The 17,149-nt window shown below is 60.8% G+C and carries 18 protein-coding genes; 10 read left to right on the top strand and 8 right to left on the bottom strand.

Annotated elements, in window-relative coordinates; translation table 11 throughout:
• The first annotated feature begins 54 nt into the window (after positions 1–54).
• From BLP95_RS05470 to BLP95_RS05455, 4 genes are all read left to right on the top strand, one after another.
• Positions 55–1,086, top strand: a complete 1,032-nt coding sequence (locus BLP95_RS05470; protein WP_045995012.1) for a zinc-dependent alcohol dehydrogenase family protein — start codon at positions 55–57, stop codon at positions 1,084–1,086.
• Positions 1,087–1,843: 757 nt separating this feature from the next.
• Entirely contained in the window at positions 1,844–2,914 is a 1,071-nt protein-coding gene (locus BLP95_RS05465; RefSeq protein ID WP_089677402.1) for a YncE family protein, read from the top strand.
• Positions 2,915–2,982: 68 nt separating this feature from the next.
• Positions 2,983–3,183, top strand: coding sequence for a hypothetical protein (locus BLP95_RS05460; RefSeq protein WP_089677401.1), 201 nt, complete (start codon positions 2,983–2,985; stop codon positions 3,181–3,183).
• On the top strand, positions 3,183–4,430 hold the full coding sequence (locus BLP95_RS05455; RefSeq protein WP_089677400.1) for an MFS transporter: 1,248 nt from the start codon (positions 3,183–3,185) through the stop codon (positions 4,428–4,430). The genes BLP95_RS05460 and BLP95_RS05455 overlap by 1 nt, the downstream gene beginning before the upstream one ends.
• 728 nt (positions 4,431–5,158) lie before the next feature.
• On the opposite strand, the gene merA is transcribed toward BLP95_RS05455, so the two are convergent.
• The 5 genes from merA to merT form a co-directional block, all read right to left on the bottom strand.
• Entirely contained in the window at positions 5,159–6,808 is a 1,650-nt protein-coding gene (gene merA, locus BLP95_RS05450) for a mercury(II) reductase (RefSeq protein ID WP_008957401.1), read from the bottom strand.
• Positions 6,801–7,046, bottom strand: coding sequence for a mercury resistance system transport protein MerF (merF, locus tag BLP95_RS05445; protein ID WP_008957402.1), 246 nt, complete (start codon positions 7,044–7,046; stop codon positions 6,801–6,803). The genes merA and merF (BLP95_RS05445) overlap by 8 nt, the downstream gene beginning before the upstream one ends.
• 73 nt (positions 7,047–7,119) lie before the next feature.
• On the bottom strand, positions 7,120–7,377 hold the full coding sequence (gene merF / locus BLP95_RS05440; RefSeq protein ID WP_008957403.1) for a mercury resistance system transport protein MerF: 258 nt from the start codon (positions 7,375–7,377) through the stop codon (positions 7,120–7,122).
• Positions 7,378–7,379: 2 nt separating this feature from the next.
• Complete coding sequence (gene merP / locus BLP95_RS05435; RefSeq protein ID WP_006911918.1) at positions 7,380–7,676, bottom strand: mercury resistance system periplasmic binding protein MerP; 297 nt, start codon at positions 7,674–7,676, stop codon at positions 7,380–7,382.
• 13 nt (positions 7,677–7,689) lie between these two features.
• A complete protein-coding gene (gene merT / locus BLP95_RS05430) occupies positions 7,690–8,040 on the bottom strand; it encodes a mercuric ion transporter MerT (protein ID WP_008957404.1) in 351 nt (116 codons plus the stop codon).
• 73 nt (positions 8,041–8,113) lie between these two features.
• Here merT and merR point away from each other — a divergent pair, with 73 nt between their 5' ends.
• The 5 genes from merR to BLP95_RS16975 all read left to right on the top strand — a co-directional run bounded on the left by merR (position 8,114) and on the right by BLP95_RS16975 (position 13,778).
• Positions 8,114–8,560 (top strand): mercury resistance transcriptional regulator MerR, encoded by a 447-nt coding sequence (merR, locus tag BLP95_RS05425; RefSeq protein WP_006911920.1) that lies wholly within the window; start codon positions 8,114–8,116, stop codon positions 8,558–8,560.
• 78 nt (positions 8,561–8,638) lie between these two features.
• Positions 8,639–9,940: an ISL3 family transposase gene (locus BLP95_RS05420; RefSeq protein WP_008957405.1), complete on the top strand. Its 1,302-nt coding sequence runs from the start codon at positions 8,639–8,641 to the stop codon at positions 9,938–9,940.
• A 309-nt stretch (positions 9,941–10,249) separates the two neighbouring features.
• Positions 10,250–10,897, top strand: a complete 648-nt coding sequence (locus BLP95_RS05415; protein ID WP_023004785.1) for a Spy/CpxP family protein refolding chaperone — start codon at positions 10,250–10,252, stop codon at positions 10,895–10,897.
• A gap of 77 nt (positions 10,898–10,974) precedes the next feature.
• On the top strand, positions 10,975–13,521 hold the full coding sequence (locus BLP95_RS05410) for a heavy metal translocating P-type ATPase (RefSeq protein WP_023004786.1): 2,547 nt from the start codon (positions 10,975–10,977) through the stop codon (positions 13,519–13,521).
• On the top strand, positions 13,518–13,778 hold the full coding sequence (locus BLP95_RS16975; RefSeq protein ID WP_058577548.1) for a DUF2933 domain-containing protein: 261 nt from the start codon (positions 13,518–13,520) through the stop codon (positions 13,776–13,778). The genes BLP95_RS05410 and BLP95_RS16975 overlap by 4 nt, the downstream gene beginning before the upstream one ends.
• Before the next feature lie 69 nt (positions 13,779–13,847).
• Here the strand turns inward: BLP95_RS16975 and BLP95_RS05395 are convergent, their stop codons facing one another.
• From BLP95_RS05395 to BLP95_RS05385, 3 genes are read right to left on the bottom strand one after another with little or no spacing between them, the layout of a single operon-like run.
• Positions 13,848–15,137 (bottom strand): ISL3-like element ISPpu12 family transposase, encoded by a 1,290-nt coding sequence (locus tag BLP95_RS05395; RefSeq protein ID WP_004574636.1) that lies wholly within the window; start codon positions 15,135–15,137, stop codon positions 13,848–13,850.
• A gap of 21 nt (positions 15,138–15,158) precedes the next feature.
• Positions 15,159–15,671 carry a signal peptidase II gene (lspA, locus tag BLP95_RS05390; protein WP_004863699.1) on the bottom strand — a complete coding sequence of 171 codons (513 nt, stop codon included), beginning with the start codon at positions 15,669–15,671 and terminating at the stop codon, positions 15,159–15,161.
• Positions 15,672–15,674: 3 nt separating this feature from the next.
• Positions 15,675–16,571 carry a cation efflux transmembrane domain-containing protein gene (locus BLP95_RS05385; protein ID WP_004574643.1) on the bottom strand — a complete coding sequence of 299 codons (897 nt, stop codon included), beginning with the start codon at positions 16,569–16,571 and terminating at the stop codon, positions 15,675–15,677.
• 95 nt (positions 16,572–16,666) lie between these two features.
• Here BLP95_RS05385 and cadR point away from each other — a divergent pair, with 95 nt between their 5' ends.
• On the top strand, positions 16,667–17,074 hold the full coding sequence (gene cadR, locus BLP95_RS05380; RefSeq protein WP_004364961.1) for a Cd(II)/Pb(II)-responsive transcriptional regulator: 408 nt from the start codon (positions 16,667–16,669) through the stop codon (positions 17,072–17,074).
• Positions 17,075–17,149: the final 75 nt, after the last annotated feature.

Raw genomic sequence — 17,149 nt, 5'->3', positions numbered from 1 at the left:
GAATGCGTAGCTCTCCATGAGCTGCCGAGCTGTGCCACTCAATGAGGTAACATCATGAAAGCACTCGTCTATCACGGACCGGGCCAGCGACGCTGGGAGGAAAAGCCGCGCCCGAGCATGACCAAGCCCACGGACGCGGTAGTGCGCATCACCCATACCACTATCTGCGGCACCGACTTGCACATCCTCAAGGGCGACGTGCCCGCCGTGGAGGATGGTCGTACCCTCGGCCACGAGGGCGTCGGCGTCGTCGAGGAAGTCGGCGACGGCGTCAGCCATATTCAGGTCGGCGATGAGGTGCTGATTTCCTGCATCACCTCCTGTGGCCGCTGCGACTATTGCAAGCGGGGTCTCTATGCCCACTGCCGCGACGGCGGCTGGATCCTCGGTCATCTGATCGACGGCACCCAAGCCGAGTACGTGCGTATCCCGCACGCGGACAACAGCCTGCACCGCTTGCCTAAGGACATGGACCGCGCCGCGGCGGTGATGCTCAGTGACATTCTGCCTACCGGCCATGAGATCGGCGCCTTGAACGGCGAGGTAGGGCTCGGCGACACGGTGGCCATTGTCGGCGCGGGGCCCATCGGCCTGGCGGCCCTGATGACCTCGCGCTTCTATTCTCCCGCACGGATTATCATGATCGACCCCGACGAGAACCGTCTGGCCATGGCCAAGCAGCTCGGCGCCACCGACACCATCGCCCGGGATCCACTCGACGCTATCGACGAGCTGACCGGTGGCGAAGGCGTGGACGTCGCCATGGAAGCAGTGGGAATCCCCGAGACCTTCGATATCTGCCAGCGCATCGTGCGCCCGGGGGGGCATATCGCCAATATCGGCGTGCACGGCAAGAGCGTCGAGTTCCGCCTGCAGGATCTCTGGATCAAGAATGTCACGGTGCGTACTGGCCTAGTGAACACCAACACGACCCCGGTGCTAATGCGCATCGTCGAGGCCGGTGGCGTCGAGCCCGCAGGTTTGGTGACCCACCGCTTCAAGCTCGACGACATCGAGAAGGCCTACGACGTGTTTTCCCGGGCATCGAAGGAGCAGGCCATCAAGATGCTATTGACGGCCGAGTAACCGATCCGGGGGGATGCGATGGGCGCCACCTGGGCCAAGGACTTCGCCCGCCACAATACCTGCGTCGCGGCCATCGCCCCCGGGGGGGGGCTACTGCATGGCCATGGTGAAGGCGATGCCCAATAAGAGCCTCGACAAGCTGCGTGCCAAGGCCGCCTCCGGCATCGAGCACTTCGGCGAACTACTCAATGGCCCGAGAAGCGAGCACCGCTGAACTGCATCTGCATCTTCAGCTTCATTTCAGCTTGCACAGCTATAATCAATGTCGTCAAACAGACTTGACGTCTGATCGAAATATCATGTGTTGCCCAGATTTACTCCATTCGGCCTCACCCACTTATATTACTACGGGGAATAAAAACATAATCTTTAAACCCATGATGACCCAGCCAACAAGTTGATTCAAGACATCAAGGCGAGGCAGGCGACTCCATAGCTCAGCACCTTCACCGACATGAACATCCATCTCACGGTAATCGGAGGAAAGGCGAGAAAGCCGGCACAATGAAAGTCACGGTGGTAATGAATTCGCTACGTCGCCGCCACTCGCGACAGCCTTTTTGAGATGGGGTTCGAGGAACTCTAAGGCGTGGCGTTTGGGCGTGTCGTTTCGTGGCACAAGGGTAAAGTGACCCAGTGAGATTCGTCTCATCAAAACTATGCCGCCCCAGGACTAAATCACCAACGACCGTGTCGACAGCGAACCCATAGCCCTGCGCTCTTACGGCGTATTTCAGCAAAGATAAGGAAGTAAAGCATGAAACGCAAATCAATACGGCCATGGCTCAACTCCATGGTGGCGGGTGTGATGATGGGAGCATCGATCACTGCGATGGCGTCTGGTAATCACGCCTTCGTGCCGATGGGCTTGGCAGATGCCGTCGGCGTGATCGACCTGGAGAGCTACCAGATGACTGCCACCATACCGGATACCATTAATACGCACGGCTCGGCATTAACACCGGACGGTAAGTATCTGGTTGCCGGCAGCCTCACGCCGCGCGATACCGAGGAAAATGTCAGTCGTCCGGAGGGCATGACGGAAGACGAACATGCGGCACATCACGGTGGGAGCGGGAAGGCCCCGGCGGATGAGCAAAGCACCGGCCTACTGTATGTAGTGGATACGACCACCCATTCCATCGTGCGAAAGCTGGAAGTCCCCAGCCCGGTTCACCATGTGTTGGTGACGGCCGATGGTCGCTATGCCGTCTCCACTCATCCCATGGGGGGTGGCATCAGTATCGTTTCGCTAAATTCCGGCCAGGTTGTCGCGACAGTGGCCACCGGACCGGCCCCGAACTACGTCACCGAAACTGAAGACGGCCAATCGCTGTTGGTCAGCAACACGGGGAATGGGACGGTCAGTGAGATCGATACCCAGAACTGGTTCGTTGAACGCAACATGCGGATCGGCGGCAGCCTGGGGCACATGGTCCTATCACCCGACAATGACCGGCTCTACGTCAATGATGATTCGGCCGGGCGCGTCGTTGCACTCGATCTGTCTACCGGCACCGTGGCGGGTGAATATACAGTGGGCAAAGCCCCCCATGGCGTCGGCTTGAGCCCAGATGGGCAGACGCTGTACGCGACGAGCCAAGGTGACGACCGGCTTGTCAGGATCACACTCGACGACGGGACTCGGCAAAGTATCGACCTGCCCCCGGCCCCCTACCATCTGGCAGTGGCTCCAACTGATGGTCGGTTGCTTGTCACCAGTAGCGAGGAAAGCAAGCTCTGGGTAATCGACCCAATCACTCTCAATATCCAGCACGACATACCACTTAATGGGATAGGCCACCAGATATCTCTGGCCCCGCGTTAAGACAGCACTCTTGCTGCCGATTGCGAGCGGAACCTATCAACCTAGATAGCATCCACCCGAGAAGTGACATGACCCAGACGGCAACGCCAGTGCCTATTGCAACGCTCGATGACTTGGTGCAGCGGGCTCGGAACGGTTACCTGCTCCGCGTTGCCTCCGTAAAAGCGGCACGGACGGCGGTGCTAGCCAGCGACTATGTCACTGGTGTTAACGGTGAGATATTCCAAGTCGATGCCGGCTTTGATATCGCCAGCATGGTCTTTCACTAATGGCGGGGGTCCTCAGCAAATCAGGAGCCGGCTTCACGGCTCTGCTCGCCGCCACCTTAGTCGTCTTCCTCGGCTACGGTACGGTGCTGCCGATTCTGCCGCTGTTCCTCGACCGGGTGCTGGCAGTGACTACCCCCGGGGACGTATCGCTTCACACCGGGCTGCTGACGGGGGTGTATACGCTGGCCTTGTTCGGCTTTGCCCCACTATGGGGAAGTCTCTCCGACCGCCTGGGCCGTCGGCCCATCCTGCTATGGGGGCTGGCAGGGTTTGCACTGGCCATGCTGGGCTTCAGCCTGACTCGAAACCTGCCACTCGCCTATGGGGTACGGGCCCTTGCCGGCGCCTTTGCGGCAGCGGTGATCCCGGTGGCGTTGGCGCAGGCGGCCGAGTGTGACGACCCAACGCGCCGTGCACGGCGTTTTGCCTGGCTCAGTGCCGCCGCCACCTTGGGCTTCTTGTCCGGCCCCATGCTTAGCGGCTGGCTCGCCAGCATTCCCATGGTGATGCCTCAATCCGACATGGTCCTCGGCGGGCCAGTGGCATGGCCCTTCGTGGTCACGGCGGGATTCGCTGGTGCAGTGTGGCTGTTGATCTACCATCACGTCCGCGAACAGCCGGCTCACCGCCCGCCTTCCGACACGCATGCCTCCGAGCCGGACTCGACTCGAGCAATCGGTGGCTTCCTGATGCTGACGCTGCTGGCGATGCTCGGCCTGGGGGCCTTTGAGGTGGGGCTCAGCCTGCAGGCGAGGCAGTCTATTGGTCTCGACCCCTTCAGGGTCGGGTTGCTGTTCACGGAGTGCAGCCTGGTGATGCTGGCGGCGCAACTTCTGTGGTCGGCATACCCACCGAAACGCCTCTCTCCCAGCCATCTGATCGGCGGGTCCTTCCTGTTGATGGCCGTAGGCATTCTTGGCCTCCCGTATGCTTCGAACTTCTGGGGGGCATTCGTCGTGGTCGGGCTACTTGGCGCGGGATCAGGGCTGCTGGTTCCGCTACTGGCCTATCAGGTCTCCCTGGCCAGCGGGCCGGCACAGGGTGCGGCGCTGGGCAAGCAGACCGCCTTGGCCAGCCTTGGGCAAGCCGTGGGGTCTGCGGGCGCCGGATTGCTGTTCGCTGGCAGCGCGCTCGGCACATACTGGGGGCTTGCGATCGTGCTTTTCGTTACCGCCATCCTTACATTCTTTGTTCACTATCATCCTCGAGTGATAGCACTGGTTAAACACGCACCGCGTCAGAATTAATGACAGTATTTCATGGCGGAAACAGGATTTGGCAACCTGATTCTGCACACACGCCTCCTGCTTTCTTCGATCTTGATGCATATCAATGGACAGGTAGTATCACTGGTCTAAGGTGAGGGAGCCGTTTCTCGTCAAGTTGTCTGCCACCATGGCCAAGAGCCCACCGACACGCCGCCTCAGTCTTGCCCACGCCTTGTCGTGGCTGCGTATCGGTATAGTCACACTGATGCTACTGGGTCTATTCCTGGTTGCGATTCAGTCCCACGCCCACCACGAGACTGCCTTCCTCCAGGGCAGCCCCCTAGCCGGGCAACACCTCGAGGCTCCCCAGGAGGCCCCCAGCTGCCACCATGGCCATGATACGAGTTCTCTCGTCGGTGCCCTGCCGCACGTGACGCAGCAGGACATCAAATTCGGGGTATCCGGATTATCTGGTTGGTATGCGAGAGCGAAAGGTGGCCGACAAACTCAACCCACAACGGATTAGCTGGTTGATGGCTCGCTGAGTACGCTCACTTGCTAGAGAGCAGATACTTCACCAAACAGGCGATGCCCAGGACCAGTAGCAATAGTAGGGCAATTCCGATCACTGGCATTATCCAGCCCATCGCCCCCATCATCCCGCAATCTGGTAGTGTCGTGTTCATCGTGACAGGGCTCCCTGTGGTGTCCATGCCCAAAACCCGTGGTGCCGCCGCCCAGTGGCACCACGGTCGCGCTCATATCGTTCACCCGGCACAGCAGGACAACTGCGTCACATCCTTGGTGAAAGTCTGGGCACAGAGCTTGAGCCCTTCCACCATGGTCAGGTAGGGAAACAGCTCATTGGCGATGTCGTGTACGGTCATGCGTGCGCGTAGCGCCATCACCGCCGTCTGGATCAGCTCACCGGCTTCCCCCGCCACCGCCTGCACCCCCAGCAACCGGCCCGAGTCGCGTTCGGCCACCAGCTTGATGAAACCACCGGTGTCGAAATTCACCAGCGCACGCGGCACGTTTTCCAGGTCCAGCTCACGGGTATCGACGCTGAAGCCTTGCTCGATGGCCTCGGCTTCCGTCAGGCCGACGGTGGCCACCTGGGGGTCGGTGAAGATCACCGCCGGCATGGCGCTCAGGTCCAGGGTGGCTTCGCCCCCGGTCATGTTGACGGCAGCCCGGCTGCCCCCGGCGGCGGCGACATAGACGAACTCCGGCTGATCGGTGCAGTCACCGGCGGCATAGAGCCCCGGCACCGTGGTGTGCAGATGCTCATCGACCAGAATAGCCCCATGTGCGGTTTCCACGCCGAGGCTCGCCAGGTTCAGGGCCTCGGTATTGGGTGTCCGTCCGGTGGCCACCAGCAGTTGATCCGCCCGCAAGGTGCCGGCGTTGGTGTCGACAATGAATTCATTGTCGGTGTAGTCCACACGGCTCGCCTGGGTCTGCTTGAGGACCTCGATGCCCTCGCGGCGAAACGCCGCCTCCACCGCATCCCCTACCGCCGGGTCTTCCTGGGAGAGCAGGCGGCTGCGGGCCAGCACCGTGACCCGGCTGCCCAGCCTGGCGAAGGCCTGGGCCAGTTCCAGGGCCACCACCGAGGCGCCGATCACAATCAGCCGCTCGGGAAGAGTGTCCAGGGCCAGAGCACTGGTAGAGGTCAGGTAGGGGGTGTCGGCAAGACCCGGGATCGGCGGTACTGCCGGTCGGGCGCCAGTACCGATGAAGGCGCGGTCGAAGTGGACGACCTGCTCGCCGCCCTCGTTCAGCTTGACCATCAGGCTATGGGCATCGATAAACCGGGCCTCGCCGTGCAGGACAGTGATGGCCGGGTGGTCGCGCAGAATCCCCTCGTACTTGGCGTCACGCAGTTCCTCGACACGTCGCTGCTGCTGCTCGAGCAGCTTGGCCCGATCCACCACCGGCGCCTGGGCGCTCAGGCCTGCATCGAAGGGACTTTCCGTACGCAAGTGGGCAATATGGGCCGCGCGAATCATGATCTTCGAAGGCACACAGCCTGTATTGACACAGGTACCGCCGACGGTGCCGCGTTCGATCAGGGTGATCCGGGCGCCGCGCTCGGCGGCCTTCAGGGCCGCCGCCATGGCGGCGCCGCCGCTGCCGATCACCGCGATGTGCGGGGCGTCTTCATCACGGCCCTTGGACACCGATGCGCCTGCCGGGGAAGTGGGCCCACTGTTGGCCAGTCGAGCTTGGTAGCCAAGTCGGGTCACGGCAAACGTCAACGCCGAGGCCGGTGTCCCCGGATCAACGGCTACCGATGCCGTCCTCTGAGGATAGGATACCTCCACCGACTGCACGCCGGGCAGCTTCTCCAAGGCTTCCCTGACATGATCCGCACAGCGGTCACAGGTCATGCCGCTCACGTTGAGTTCAATCATCACGTTTCTCCGAGTCTTCATTAGTAAAGCCGGCATCCTGCTTCCGCTTGTGGTATCGCGCGTAGAGAGGTAAGCCGATGACGATGGCCAGGACGGCAAACAGCAGGTAATCGAGATAGCCTGCCAACGCGGCCAGGCCCGCCGTACCGAATAGCACCAGGGCGATTGGCCCGGCGCAACACAGCACCATCAACCCGGTGCCAAGCACGACGCTTATAAATTTCTGCGAATCTTTCACGCTTATTCCTTCACCGTGACGGACAAGCTCGTAAACAACTCACCCGATGACCGCGATGTGCAGCTGCTTGATGTCACTCAGGGGGCGTATTCCTTGATTTGATAGAGCCGTTGTCACAACAGGCGTCGAACTGCTTCTTACGCCAAATCGCATAAATGGTCAGGCCGATGAAGAAGGCCAGGGCCGGCAATAACACAACGTCGAGATAGCCCGTCAGCGCCGCCAGGCCCACCGTGCCAAGCAGGATCACCAGGATCGGCGTAAAGCAGCACAATGCCACCAGGACGGTGCCGATCACGCTCACGCGCAGCAGGGTCTTGGGATTCTTCATGATCACTCTCGATCCGCTTGCGAGGATGTCGGGGTTGATGGATACCCAGCGTTGGTGGTGGCCTCGGTCAATGCCTCCACCGACGTTCGGGCGTCGTCAAAGGTGACCACGGCCTCGAGATCCGCGTAGCTCACGTCGACTTGCGAGACGCCGTCCACCTTGTTGAGGGCGGCCTTGACGGTGATCGGGCAGGCGGCACAGGTCATGCCCGGCACCGACAGCTTCACGGTCTGCAAGGCCGCTAAGGCGGGCGTGCTGAGCAGGGCGAGTAGCGCGATGAAGGCGAAACGAGCTTTCATGGTAGATCTCCTTTTAATAGAACAAGGGCAAGACGTAGGGGAATACCAGGGCGATTAGCACCAGCAGCGATACGAGCCAGAAGATCGCCTTGTAGCCCGTCCTGACCCGTGGCACGGCACACACCTCTCCCGGCTGGCACTTTTCCACTGGCCGAAAGACGCGACGCCAGGCGAAGAACATCGCCACCAGCGCGACGCCGATAAAGAGCGGGCGATAGGGCTCCAGCGACGCCAGATTGCTGATCCAGGCGCCGGAAACGCCCAGCGTGATCAGAACCAGCGGGCCGAGGCAACACGCCGAGGCCAGGAGGGCCGCGACTCCTCCGGCGGCCAGGGGCCCTCGCCCCGTTTTAGGTGTCCGCATTGACGATTCTCCTTTCGGGATGGGGGGAGCTACGATAAGGTTACTTCCGTAGCTTGGTACGGAGTCAAGCATCATGAAGAGACATGCAGATAAAGTGGCGGACACCATGACCATTGGCGGCCTGGCCAAGGCGGCCGGCGTCAATGTCGAGACAATCCGCTATTACCAGCGACGAGGGCTATTATCGGAGCCCGAACGACCTCCCGGAGGTATTCGACGCTATAGTGCCGCCGATATCGACAGGTTGACGTTCGTGAAAACGGCGCAGCAGCTGGGCTTTAGTCTGGATGAGATCAGTGACCTACTTCGGCTGGAAGATGGCGCCCACTGTCAAGAAGCCAGTGCTCTCGCAGAGCACAAGTTAGGGGACGTTCGCGAGAAGATCGACAGGCTTGAAAGAATTGAGAAGGTGCTGAGCGAAATGGTCGACCGATGCCATGCACAACAAGGCAATATCACTTGCCCGCTAATTGCGTCATTGCATGAAGGGCTCAGAGAAGCAGAAGACCCAAGGGAGTAAATCACCTTCAGTTCGTAGAAAACAACGCGGTCAAAGAGTCGCAATCATCTATGGACCATGTCGACAAGGAAAGTTTGCATGACCAGCTTGCCTGACAACATCCTGCACCTTCCCGAGTACCACGTCCTAGCCACCAAGATGGAAGAGCATGATCTCCACTACCAGGTCGAAGCTCCTGAGCCTCTAGCTTGCGAGGAATGCGGCGTTGAGAGTGAGTTTGTCAGGTTCGGCAAGCGCGATGTGGCCTATCGCGACCTACCCATCCACGGAAGGCGGGTCACCCTCTGGGTGGTCCGTCGCCGCTACACCTGCCGGGCGTGTGGAAGGACGTTCCGGCCAGCTCTTCCGGAAATGGTAGACGATCACCGCATGACGCGGAGGCTTTACAACCACGTCGAGAAGGAAGCCTTCAATCACCCCTACGCCTACGTGGCTGATACCACGGGCCTCGACGAGAAGACTGTCCGCGAGATATTCAAGAAGAAGGCTGAGTTCCTGGCAGCCTGGCATCGCTTCGAGACACCCCGCTGCCTGGGGATCGACGAGCTGTACCTGAACCGCCGCTACCGCTGCATCCTGACCAACCTGGAGGAGCGTACCCTACTGGACCTGCTGCCCGGTCGCCAGCAGGACGCGGTGACGAGGCGCCTCATGAGCATGACCGAGCGCCACCAGGTCGAGATCGTCAGCATGGATATGTGGAAACCCTACCGCCGTGCTGTCCAGGCGGTGCTGCCGCAGGCTCGCATTGTGGTCGATAAGTTCCACGTCGTGCGAATGGCCAACGAGGCCTTGGAAAAGGTCCGCAAGGGGCTCAGGAAAAAGCTGACGTCCAACCAGCGCCGAACCCTCAAGGGTGACCGGAAGATCCTGCTGAAGCGCGCTCACGATGTCTCAGATCGCGAACGGCTCATCATGGAGACCTGGACAGGGGCATTCCCCCAGCTCTTGGCGGCCTACGAGCACAAGGAGCGGTTCTTCCACATCTGGGACGCCACAACCCGGCGTGACGCCGAGAAGGCGCTGACTGCCTGGATTGACGACATCCCACAGGGGCAAAAGGAGGTCTGGAAAGATCTCGTCAGTGCTATCAGTGGCTGGCATGAGGAGATGCTGACCTACTTCGAGACCGACATCCCGATCACCAACGCCTTCACGGAGTCAATCAACCGGCTGGCCAAGGATAAGAACCGCGATGGCCGTGGCTACTCATTCGAGGTGATGCGGGCCCGGATGCTCTACACCACCAAGCACAAGAAGAAGGTGCCGCAGACCAAGGAATCCCCCTTCCTGGGCAAGGCCACCATGACCTACAGCATGGGTCTTCCCGAGCCTGAGAAAAACTACGGCGTCGATCTATCAACCTTCTGGAAGAGTTAAGGGTTCGAAGGAGCAAGGGGCTCCATCTACCACTTAATCCGGATACCCCAAATTCGCTACCGTTCCTCCCTCCTTGGGCGGTATGGACCCGGCACCTCGGATACTCGCCAGCAGCGGTGTCCCGCAAGCTCTGCCCGACCCTTCTCCGGTTCCCGTCTATCTGCTGACACAACGTTTCAGATCCTGAGCCCTGGGTAATTCTCCTCACACCTAGTCACTGTTACATGGGATTGACCTCTGTGCAGCACGTAGCCGAATAATGTCAGCAAAGGGCCTGAATGGGCCCAACAGCTCGCTAGGAGAAGGATCATGGAAATTCGCAAGCATACTCTCGCTCTCGGACTCGCCCTGGCACTCGGTGCCAGTGGTAGCGGCATCGCTCTCGCCCAGAGCATGCCGACCAATCAGCCCAATCAGGGTAGCGGCATGACGGGCGGCAGCGGCGGCCAAGGCGGCATGGGCCCTGACATGATGGGCGGAATGATGGGCGGCGGCCAGGGCGACATGGGGCCCGGCATGATGGGGGGAATGATGAGTGGCGGCCAGGGCGGCATGGGGCCCGGCATGATGAAAGGCATGATGGGTGGCGGGATGATGACCTGCCCGATGATGGGAGGCGCCGGCATGGGCATGATGCGGGAGGTGCTCGACCCGGAGCAGCACGACGAGATGCGCGCGCTGATGCAGGAGCATCGCCCCGCCCAGTTCGAGCGCATGGGCCGCCTGATGAACCTACGCGAGGACCTGATGGCGGAGATGCGCGGCGAGCGCCCCGATCCTGAGGAGGTCCAGGCCCTGCACGGTCGGATGGCCGAGCTTCACGGCGAGATGATGGCCGAGAGGGTGCGTCTGGAAAATACCATGAACGACCTGCTCACCGACGAGCAACGCCAGCAGCTTCAGCAGGCCACCCCTGAGAGTGACGTCGACCCCGAGGACCACGAGGCCCATCACTGACCGGGAGTGTCACAGACTCAGGCAACAGGACGGCCATTGTTGGCCGTCCACTCGGCAACGCCCGCAGGAGACAAGCGATGAGCGACTCGCCCCCCAGCACGATCACCCTGACGGTCCCCGGCATGGGCAGTGACCACTGTGCCGGCATCGTGCGCAAGACGCTCGAACGCCTCGATGGTGTGGGCGAGATCCAGACCAATATCGCCAACCACCATGTCAGCGTGACCATTGAAACAGGCGGGCCCAACGGCGACACCTTGAAAGATGCCGTCGAGGGCGCCGGCTATGACGTGGCCGCCGTCAGTGGTGGTACCGGCATGCAACAGGTCCGCCTGACAGTTCCCGGCATGGGCTCGGACCACTGCGCCGGCATCATCCGCAGTACCCTGGAGCGGCTCGAGGGTATCGAATCAATCGACACCAATATCGCCAGCCACCGTGTGGCGGTGACCGTCGCCCGGGATGGCCCCGATGGTGAGGCGATCAAGCGCGCCGTGGAAGGGGCCGGCTATGATGTGGCCGCCGTGCAGGCCGACGAGGCGGAGGATGCCGACAGCGACGCCGAGATCGAGGAGGCCTATCTTTCCCAGGCCCGCAAGCGGCTGATCATCGCCGCGGTCCCCACCACCCTGATCATGCTGCTGATGATGCCGCACATGTTCTGGCAGCCGATTCCCGGCTACCTGGCCATCATCGCCGTGCTGGCCTTCCCGGTGGTGTTTCTCCATGGCGGTATTGCCACCCACAAGTCGACCTGGCGCTCGCTGAAGAACGGCACCTTCAACATGGACGTGCTGATTTCCATGGGCAGCCTGCCGCCCTACCTGATCGGCCTAGTCGGCTTCGTCTACCCCATGACCTCATTCATCGAGATGGCCGCCACCATCATGACCTTCCACCTGCTGGGCCGTTACCTGGAGGCACTCGCCAAGGGACGCGCCTCCCAGGCCATCCGCCGCCTGATGACCCTGGGTGCCAAGACAGCACGCGTCGAGCGCGATGGCGAGGAAGTCGAGGTGGCGGTGAAGGAGCTGGCCCCGGGCGACATCATGGTCGTGCGCCCCGGCGACAAGATCCCCACCGACGGCGAGGTGGTCGAGGGCGAGAGCCATCTCGACGAGTCCATCGCCACCGGCGAGTCGATACCGGTCTACAAGAGCACCGGGGACAGCGTGATCGGTGCCACCATCAACAAGGAGGGACGCTTGCGGGTCAAGGCGACCCGCGTCGGCGGCGATACCTTCCTCGCCCAGGTGGTGCGGCTGATCGACCAGGCTCAGGGCTCGCGAGTACCGATCCAGGAATTCGCCGATCGCATGACCGGCCGCTTCGTACCGGCGGTGCTGGCCATCGCCCTGGCCAGCCTGATTGCCTGGGCACTGTTCCCGGATGCCCTGCGACCGATACTCGACTGGGGTGCGACCTTCCTGCCCTGGGTGAACCCCGAGGCCGCCACGCCGGTGCTGGCGATTCTCGCCGCCATCGCCGTGCTGGTCATCGCCTGTCCCTGCGCCCTGGGCCTTGCCACCCCCACGGCGCTGATGGTCGGCTCCGGTATCGGGGCCGAGCGTGGCATCCTGATCCGTTCCGGCGAAGCGATCCAGACCTTCAAGGACGTCAAGGTGATGGTGCTCGACAAGACCGGAACCATCACCCGCGGCGAACCAAAACTCACCGAGGCCGTCGCCGCCGAAGGCGTCGACGAAAACCGCCTGCTGACCCTGGCGGCGAGCGTGGAGAACGCCTCGGAGCACCCCATCGCTCGGGCCATCGTCGATGGTGCCCGGGAGCGCGATGTAAAACCCGGCGAGGTCAGCGAGTTCCGCTCCACCGGCGCCCGTGGCGTGTCGGGCCGGGTCGGCAACGAAAGCGTGCTGATCGGCAATCGCCGGTTGCTGGAAGAGGAAGGCGTGACCGGCCTCGAGGCCCTGGATGACGCCATGGGCGAGCTCGAGGGCAAGGGCCGCACCGTGGTGATCGTCGCCGCCGACGGCCAGGCGCTCGGCTTGGTGGCAGTGGCCGACACCCTCAAGCAGGAGTCGGTGGAGGCCATCCGCGGCATGCATGATCTCGGTCTGCACGTGGTGATGATCACCGGCGACAATGAACGCGCCGCCCGCGCCGTGGCCGACGAGGTGGGCATCGACGAGGTCCAGGCCGGCGTGCTGCCGGAAGGCAAGGTTGATGCCATCCGCGCGCTGCAGGAACAACACGGCAACCACGTGGCCATGGTCGGCGACGGCATCAACGACGCCGCAGCACTGAAGCAGGCCAACGTGGGCATCGCCATCGGTGCCGGGGCCGACGTGGCCATCGAGGCGGCGGACGTGACCCTGGTACGCGGCGAGCTCACCGCCGTGGTGGACGCCATGCACCTCTCGCGTGCCACCTTCGGCAAGATCGTCCAGAACCTGATCTGGGCCAGCGCCTATAACGTGGCCGCCATCCCCATCGCCGCCATCGGCCTGTTGCACCCGATGATCGGCGTCATCGCCATGACCACCAGCTCCCTCTCGGTGATCGGCAACTCGCTGCTGCTCAAGCGGCGTTACGCCCGTGAGCAGCCCCGCGGAGAGCCTTCCACTGCCACCCCATCGGTCCAAGCCAAAGGCGACCGCTCATGAAACGACCAGAATCCACCAAGCCCCCCTCGGGAGAGGCCGAATCACAGAAAGAGCCGTCTTCCCCTACCGCGGCACTCCATAAATGGATGATGACCGCCTGCGTGGTGCTGATGGGAGGCGCCGTGCTGCTGTTCATGTGGGGCGGGCAATCACTGAGCAGCGGCGCCTGGCTGCTGCTGCCCCTGGCCCTCTGTCTCGGCATGCACTTCCTGATGCACCGTCATGTCGGGCATGATCAGCGCGACCGAGATGAATAGCAGATATAAAAGGGTATACGGATTTAATGGTTGATGGGGCACCTTCACCCCATCAATCTGATACCACCCTCAGATGGTTGATAGATCGACTCCGTAGTTGAGTTCCTCTGCGAAGTCCGGCAGTCCGTAACCGATGGTTTTCTTGTAGAAAGGAGAGACCTTCGCAGTCGGTGCCTTCTTCTTGTGCTTCGTGGTGTAGAGCATTCGTGCCCGCATCACCTCGAAGGAGTAACCGCGCCCTTCACGGTTCTTGTCCTTGGCCAGTCGGTTGATGGACTCCGTGTAAGCGTTGGTGACGGGCATGTCCGTCTCGAAGTAGGTCATGGTCTCTTCGCGCCAGTTTCCCACTGCCCTGACCAGATCGCTCCAGACTTCCTTTTGGCCCTTCGGGATGGTGGCTATCCACTCGTCCAGGGCGGCTTCTGCCTGGAGCCGTGTGGTGGCGTCCCAGATGCCGTAGAAGCGCTCCTTGTGCTCGTAGGCGGCCAGCAGTTGCGGGAACGCGCCTGTCCAGGTCTCCATGATGAGGCGCTCCCGGTCTGAGACTTCGTGAGCGCGTTTCAGCAGGATTTTCCGGTCTCCCTTGAGAGTCCGGCTCTGGGACGGTTTCAGCTCCTTTCTGAGGCCCTTGCGCACTCTCTCTAGGGCATCGTTGGCCATGCGCACCACATGGAACTTATCGACCACGATACGGGCCTGGGGCAGCACAGCCTTGACCGCTGCCCGGTAGGGGTTCCACATGTCCATGCTGACGATCTCGACCTTCTGCCGGTCTTTCAGCTTCATCAGGTAGTTGGTCACCACGTCCTGGCGGCGGGTGGCCAGCAGGTCGAGCAGGGTTCGCTCCTCAATGTTGGTCAGAATGCAGCGGTAGCGCTTGTTCAGGTATAGCTCGTCAATGCCCAGGATGCGGGGCGTCTCGAAGCGGTGCCAGCGCCCCAGGAACTCGGCGCGGGCGTTGAAGATGTCGCGCACCGTCTTCTCGTCCAGGCCGGTCTGTGCCGCCACAAAGGTGTAGGGGTGGTTGAAGGATTCCTTCTCCACGTACTCATGCAGCCGCAGTGTCATACGGAATCCGTCCACCATCTCCGGTAGCTGGGGCCTGAATGTTGTCTTGCAGGCCCGGCAGGTGTATCGGCGGCGGACCACCCAGAGAGTGACCCGCTTGCCGTGGATGGGCAGATCACGATAGGGAACGTCACGCTTGCCGAACCGTACGAACTCACCCTGCACGCCGCATTCCTCGCAGGCGATGGGATCGGGCACGTCCACCTGGAAGTGCATTTCGTCGTCGGTTGATTTGCAGCCCAGTACTTGGTATTGCGGCAGGTGAAGGATGTTGTCGGGAAGTTCGGTCATGGTGTTGTATAGGCGTAGGTGTCAGTCAGATCCATCCGGCTCGGCATTGGTGTTTGCTTTTTTACCCAACAAGCTGCTGGAAACGAAAAGTAAGGCACCGAGGACAATTGCAATATCAGCCAGGTTGAAGGCCGGCCAATGCCAGTCTCGCCAATAGAAATCAAAGGAATCCACAACATAGCCGCGAAAGACCCGGTCAATCAGGTTGCCCATGGCGCCACCGAGGATAAGACTGTAAGCGATGGCTTCTCCTTTATGACGATTTTCAAGGATCAGCTTGATCAGAAAAATCGAGACCACTACCGCGATTCCGATAAAAAAGTAGCGCTGCCAGCCTCCACCATTCGCAAAAAGACTGAATGCGGCACCGGTGTTCCATAGGTGCACCCAGTTAAAGAACGGGGTCACCGAAACATACTCGCCATAGGCCATTGATTGCTGCACCAGCCACTTTACAGCCTGATCAGACGCTGCCAGCAGGCCCGATATGGACAATAGGGCATACGGCGAGAGCTTTTTGCCAATAATGAGCATTATTTAACCCTTCAACGCCAAAATGCGTCTGGCACCGTTAAGTACAATGCCCCCCGCGATGGTGCCGATAATCAGATCGGGATAATTGGAACCGGTCCACGCGACCAGGGCGCCGGCGGTGATGACCCCCAGGTTGATCACCACGTCGTTGGCCGAGAATATCCAGCTTGCCTTCATGTGCGCCCCGCCTTCCCGATGTTTGGATATGAGCAGCAGACAACTGGTATTGGCAATCAATGCGACGAATGCGATAGCCATCATCACCAGCGATTCAGGCTCACTACCGAATACAAAGCGTCTCACCACCTCTACGAGCACGCCCACAGCCAAGATCAGTTGCAGTACACCAGCAAGATGCGCGGCACGTACCTGCATTTTCACGCTATGTCCAACCGCATAAAGGGCAAGCCCGTACACCGCCGCATCGGCAAAATTGTCCAGGGATTCTCCAATCAGGCCGGTGGACTGGGCGATCAGACCGGCAGTCATTTCCACCACGAACAGAAGTGCATTGATGCCGAGCAACCAGCGCAGGGTCCCGGATTCTTGCTTAGCAGAAGCTGCCGAAAACTCGGCGGCCTTGATGGTCTCCGGATTTGCAGCGACGGTTTCCTGAAGCGAGGCGCCTAGCCCCAAGGTCTTCAGTTTCGAGGTGACGGGCTCGACCTCGCCGTCATGCACGACCTTCAGCCGGCGGTTCGACAAGTCGAAGGACAGCGCCCGAATCTCCTCAAAGCCGTTCAGGGCTAGGCGAATCATTCGTTCTTCTGATGGACAGTCCATCTTCGGCACGGCATAAACACTGACCCATCTCCCTGGCGCCTCGGAGGAGGCCTGTATATCGGTATCCGCTGCGGACGTTGCATCACCGCCACAGGCGCCACCACAGGATTTGCTCATGATACGACTCCACTTGAACAATGTTGTGGTACCATTTAAAACTATAAAGCTACTATAAGGTCAATAGAGTAAAGAATCCGTTGGGGAGGAGGCTGATGCGCATTGGTCAGTTGGCGCAGTTGGTAGGGGTCGAAACACAGACGATCCGCTTCTATGAACAGCAGGGCTTGTTGCCGCCGCCTGATCGGCAGGACAACGGTTACCGTGTCTATACCGAGAAGCATGGTGAGGGGCTGGCCTTCATCCGTCGCTGCAGAATCCTGGGCCTGTCACTGGCTGAGATTCACGAACTACAGAGCTATCAGGACGACCCTCATCAGCCTTGTACCGCCGTCAACGCCTTGCTCGATGATCACATCTCTCATGTGCGGTCGCAGATAACCGCTCTGCAAGCGCTTGAGAAACAACTCGTTTCACTGAGAGCGAGTTGCAACGATGACCGGGAAGTTGAGGCGTGTGGGGTTCTTGCTGGAATTAGCGAAGGAAACATGCACCAGCAGTAGGTGAAGCATCAACCAGATAATCCGATGAGATGCCGGTCTGTCTCACTCTCATGCAAAGGTAAGATCAACCATTTA

The sequence above is a fragment of the Halomonas shengliensis genome (assembly GCF_900104135.1).
Lineage (GTDB): Bacteria > Pseudomonadota > Gammaproteobacteria > Pseudomonadales > Halomonadaceae > Halomonas > Halomonas shengliensis.
The sequence above is the reverse complement of the archived record's forward strand: the minus strand, read 5'-3'. Positions and strand labels throughout refer to the sequence as shown.

Bases quoted from the DNA above. Each gene is read 5' to 3' on its own strand.
- BLP95_RS05470 (WP_045995012.1), top strand. From the start codon at position 55: ATGAAAGCACTCGTCTATCACGGACCGGGCCAGCGACGCTGGGAGGAA.
- BLP95_RS05465 (WP_089677402.1), top strand. From the start codon at position 1,844: ATGAAACGCAAATCAATACGGCCATGGCTCAACTCCATGGTGGCGGGT.
- BLP95_RS05460 (WP_089677401.1), top strand. From the start codon at position 2,983: ATGACCCAGACGGCAACGCCAGTGCCTATTGCAACGCTCGATGACTTG.
- BLP95_RS05455 (WP_089677400.1), top strand. From the start codon at position 3,183: ATGGCGGGGGTCCTCAGCAAATCAGGAGCCGGCTTCACGGCTCTGCTC.
- merA (WP_008957401.1), bottom strand. From the start codon at position 6,808: ATGATTGAACTCAACGTGAGCGGCATGACCTGTGACCGCTGTGCGGAT.
- merF (WP_008957403.1), bottom strand. From the start codon at position 7,377: ATGAAGAATCCCAAGACCCTGCTGCGCGTGAGCGTGATCGGCACCGTC.
- merP (WP_006911918.1), bottom strand. From the start codon at position 7,676: ATGAAAGCTCGTTTCGCCTTCATCGCGCTACTCGCCCTGCTCAGCACG.
- merT (WP_008957404.1), bottom strand. From the start codon at position 8,040: ATGCGGACACCTAAAACGGGGCGAGGGCCCCTGGCCGCCGGAGGAGTC.
- merR (WP_006911920.1), top strand. From the start codon at position 8,114: ATGAAGAGACATGCAGATAAAGTGGCGGACACCATGACCATTGGCGGC.
- BLP95_RS05420 (WP_008957405.1), top strand. From the start codon at position 8,639: ATGACCAGCTTGCCTGACAACATCCTGCACCTTCCCGAGTACCACGTC.
- BLP95_RS05415 (WP_023004785.1), top strand. From the start codon at position 10,250: ATGGAAATTCGCAAGCATACTCTCGCTCTCGGACTCGCCCTGGCACTC.
- BLP95_RS05410 (WP_023004786.1), top strand. From the start codon at position 10,975: ATGAGCGACTCGCCCCCCAGCACGATCACCCTGACGGTCCCCGGCATG.
- BLP95_RS16975 (WP_058577548.1), top strand. From the start codon at position 13,518: ATGAAACGACCAGAATCCACCAAGCCCCCCTCGGGAGAGGCCGAATCA.
- BLP95_RS05395 (WP_004574636.1), bottom strand. From the start codon at position 15,137: ATGACCGAACTTCCCGACAACATCCTTCACCTGCCGCAATACCAAGTA.
- lspA (WP_004863699.1), bottom strand. From the start codon at position 15,671: ATGCTCATTATTGGCAAAAAGCTCTCGCCGTATGCCCTATTGTCCATA.
- BLP95_RS05385 (WP_004574643.1), bottom strand. From the start codon at position 16,571: ATGAGCAAATCCTGTGGTGGCGCCTGTGGCGGTGATGCAACGTCCGCA.
- cadR (WP_004364961.1), top strand. From the start codon at position 16,667: ATGCGCATTGGTCAGTTGGCGCAGTTGGTAGGGGTCGAAACACAGACG.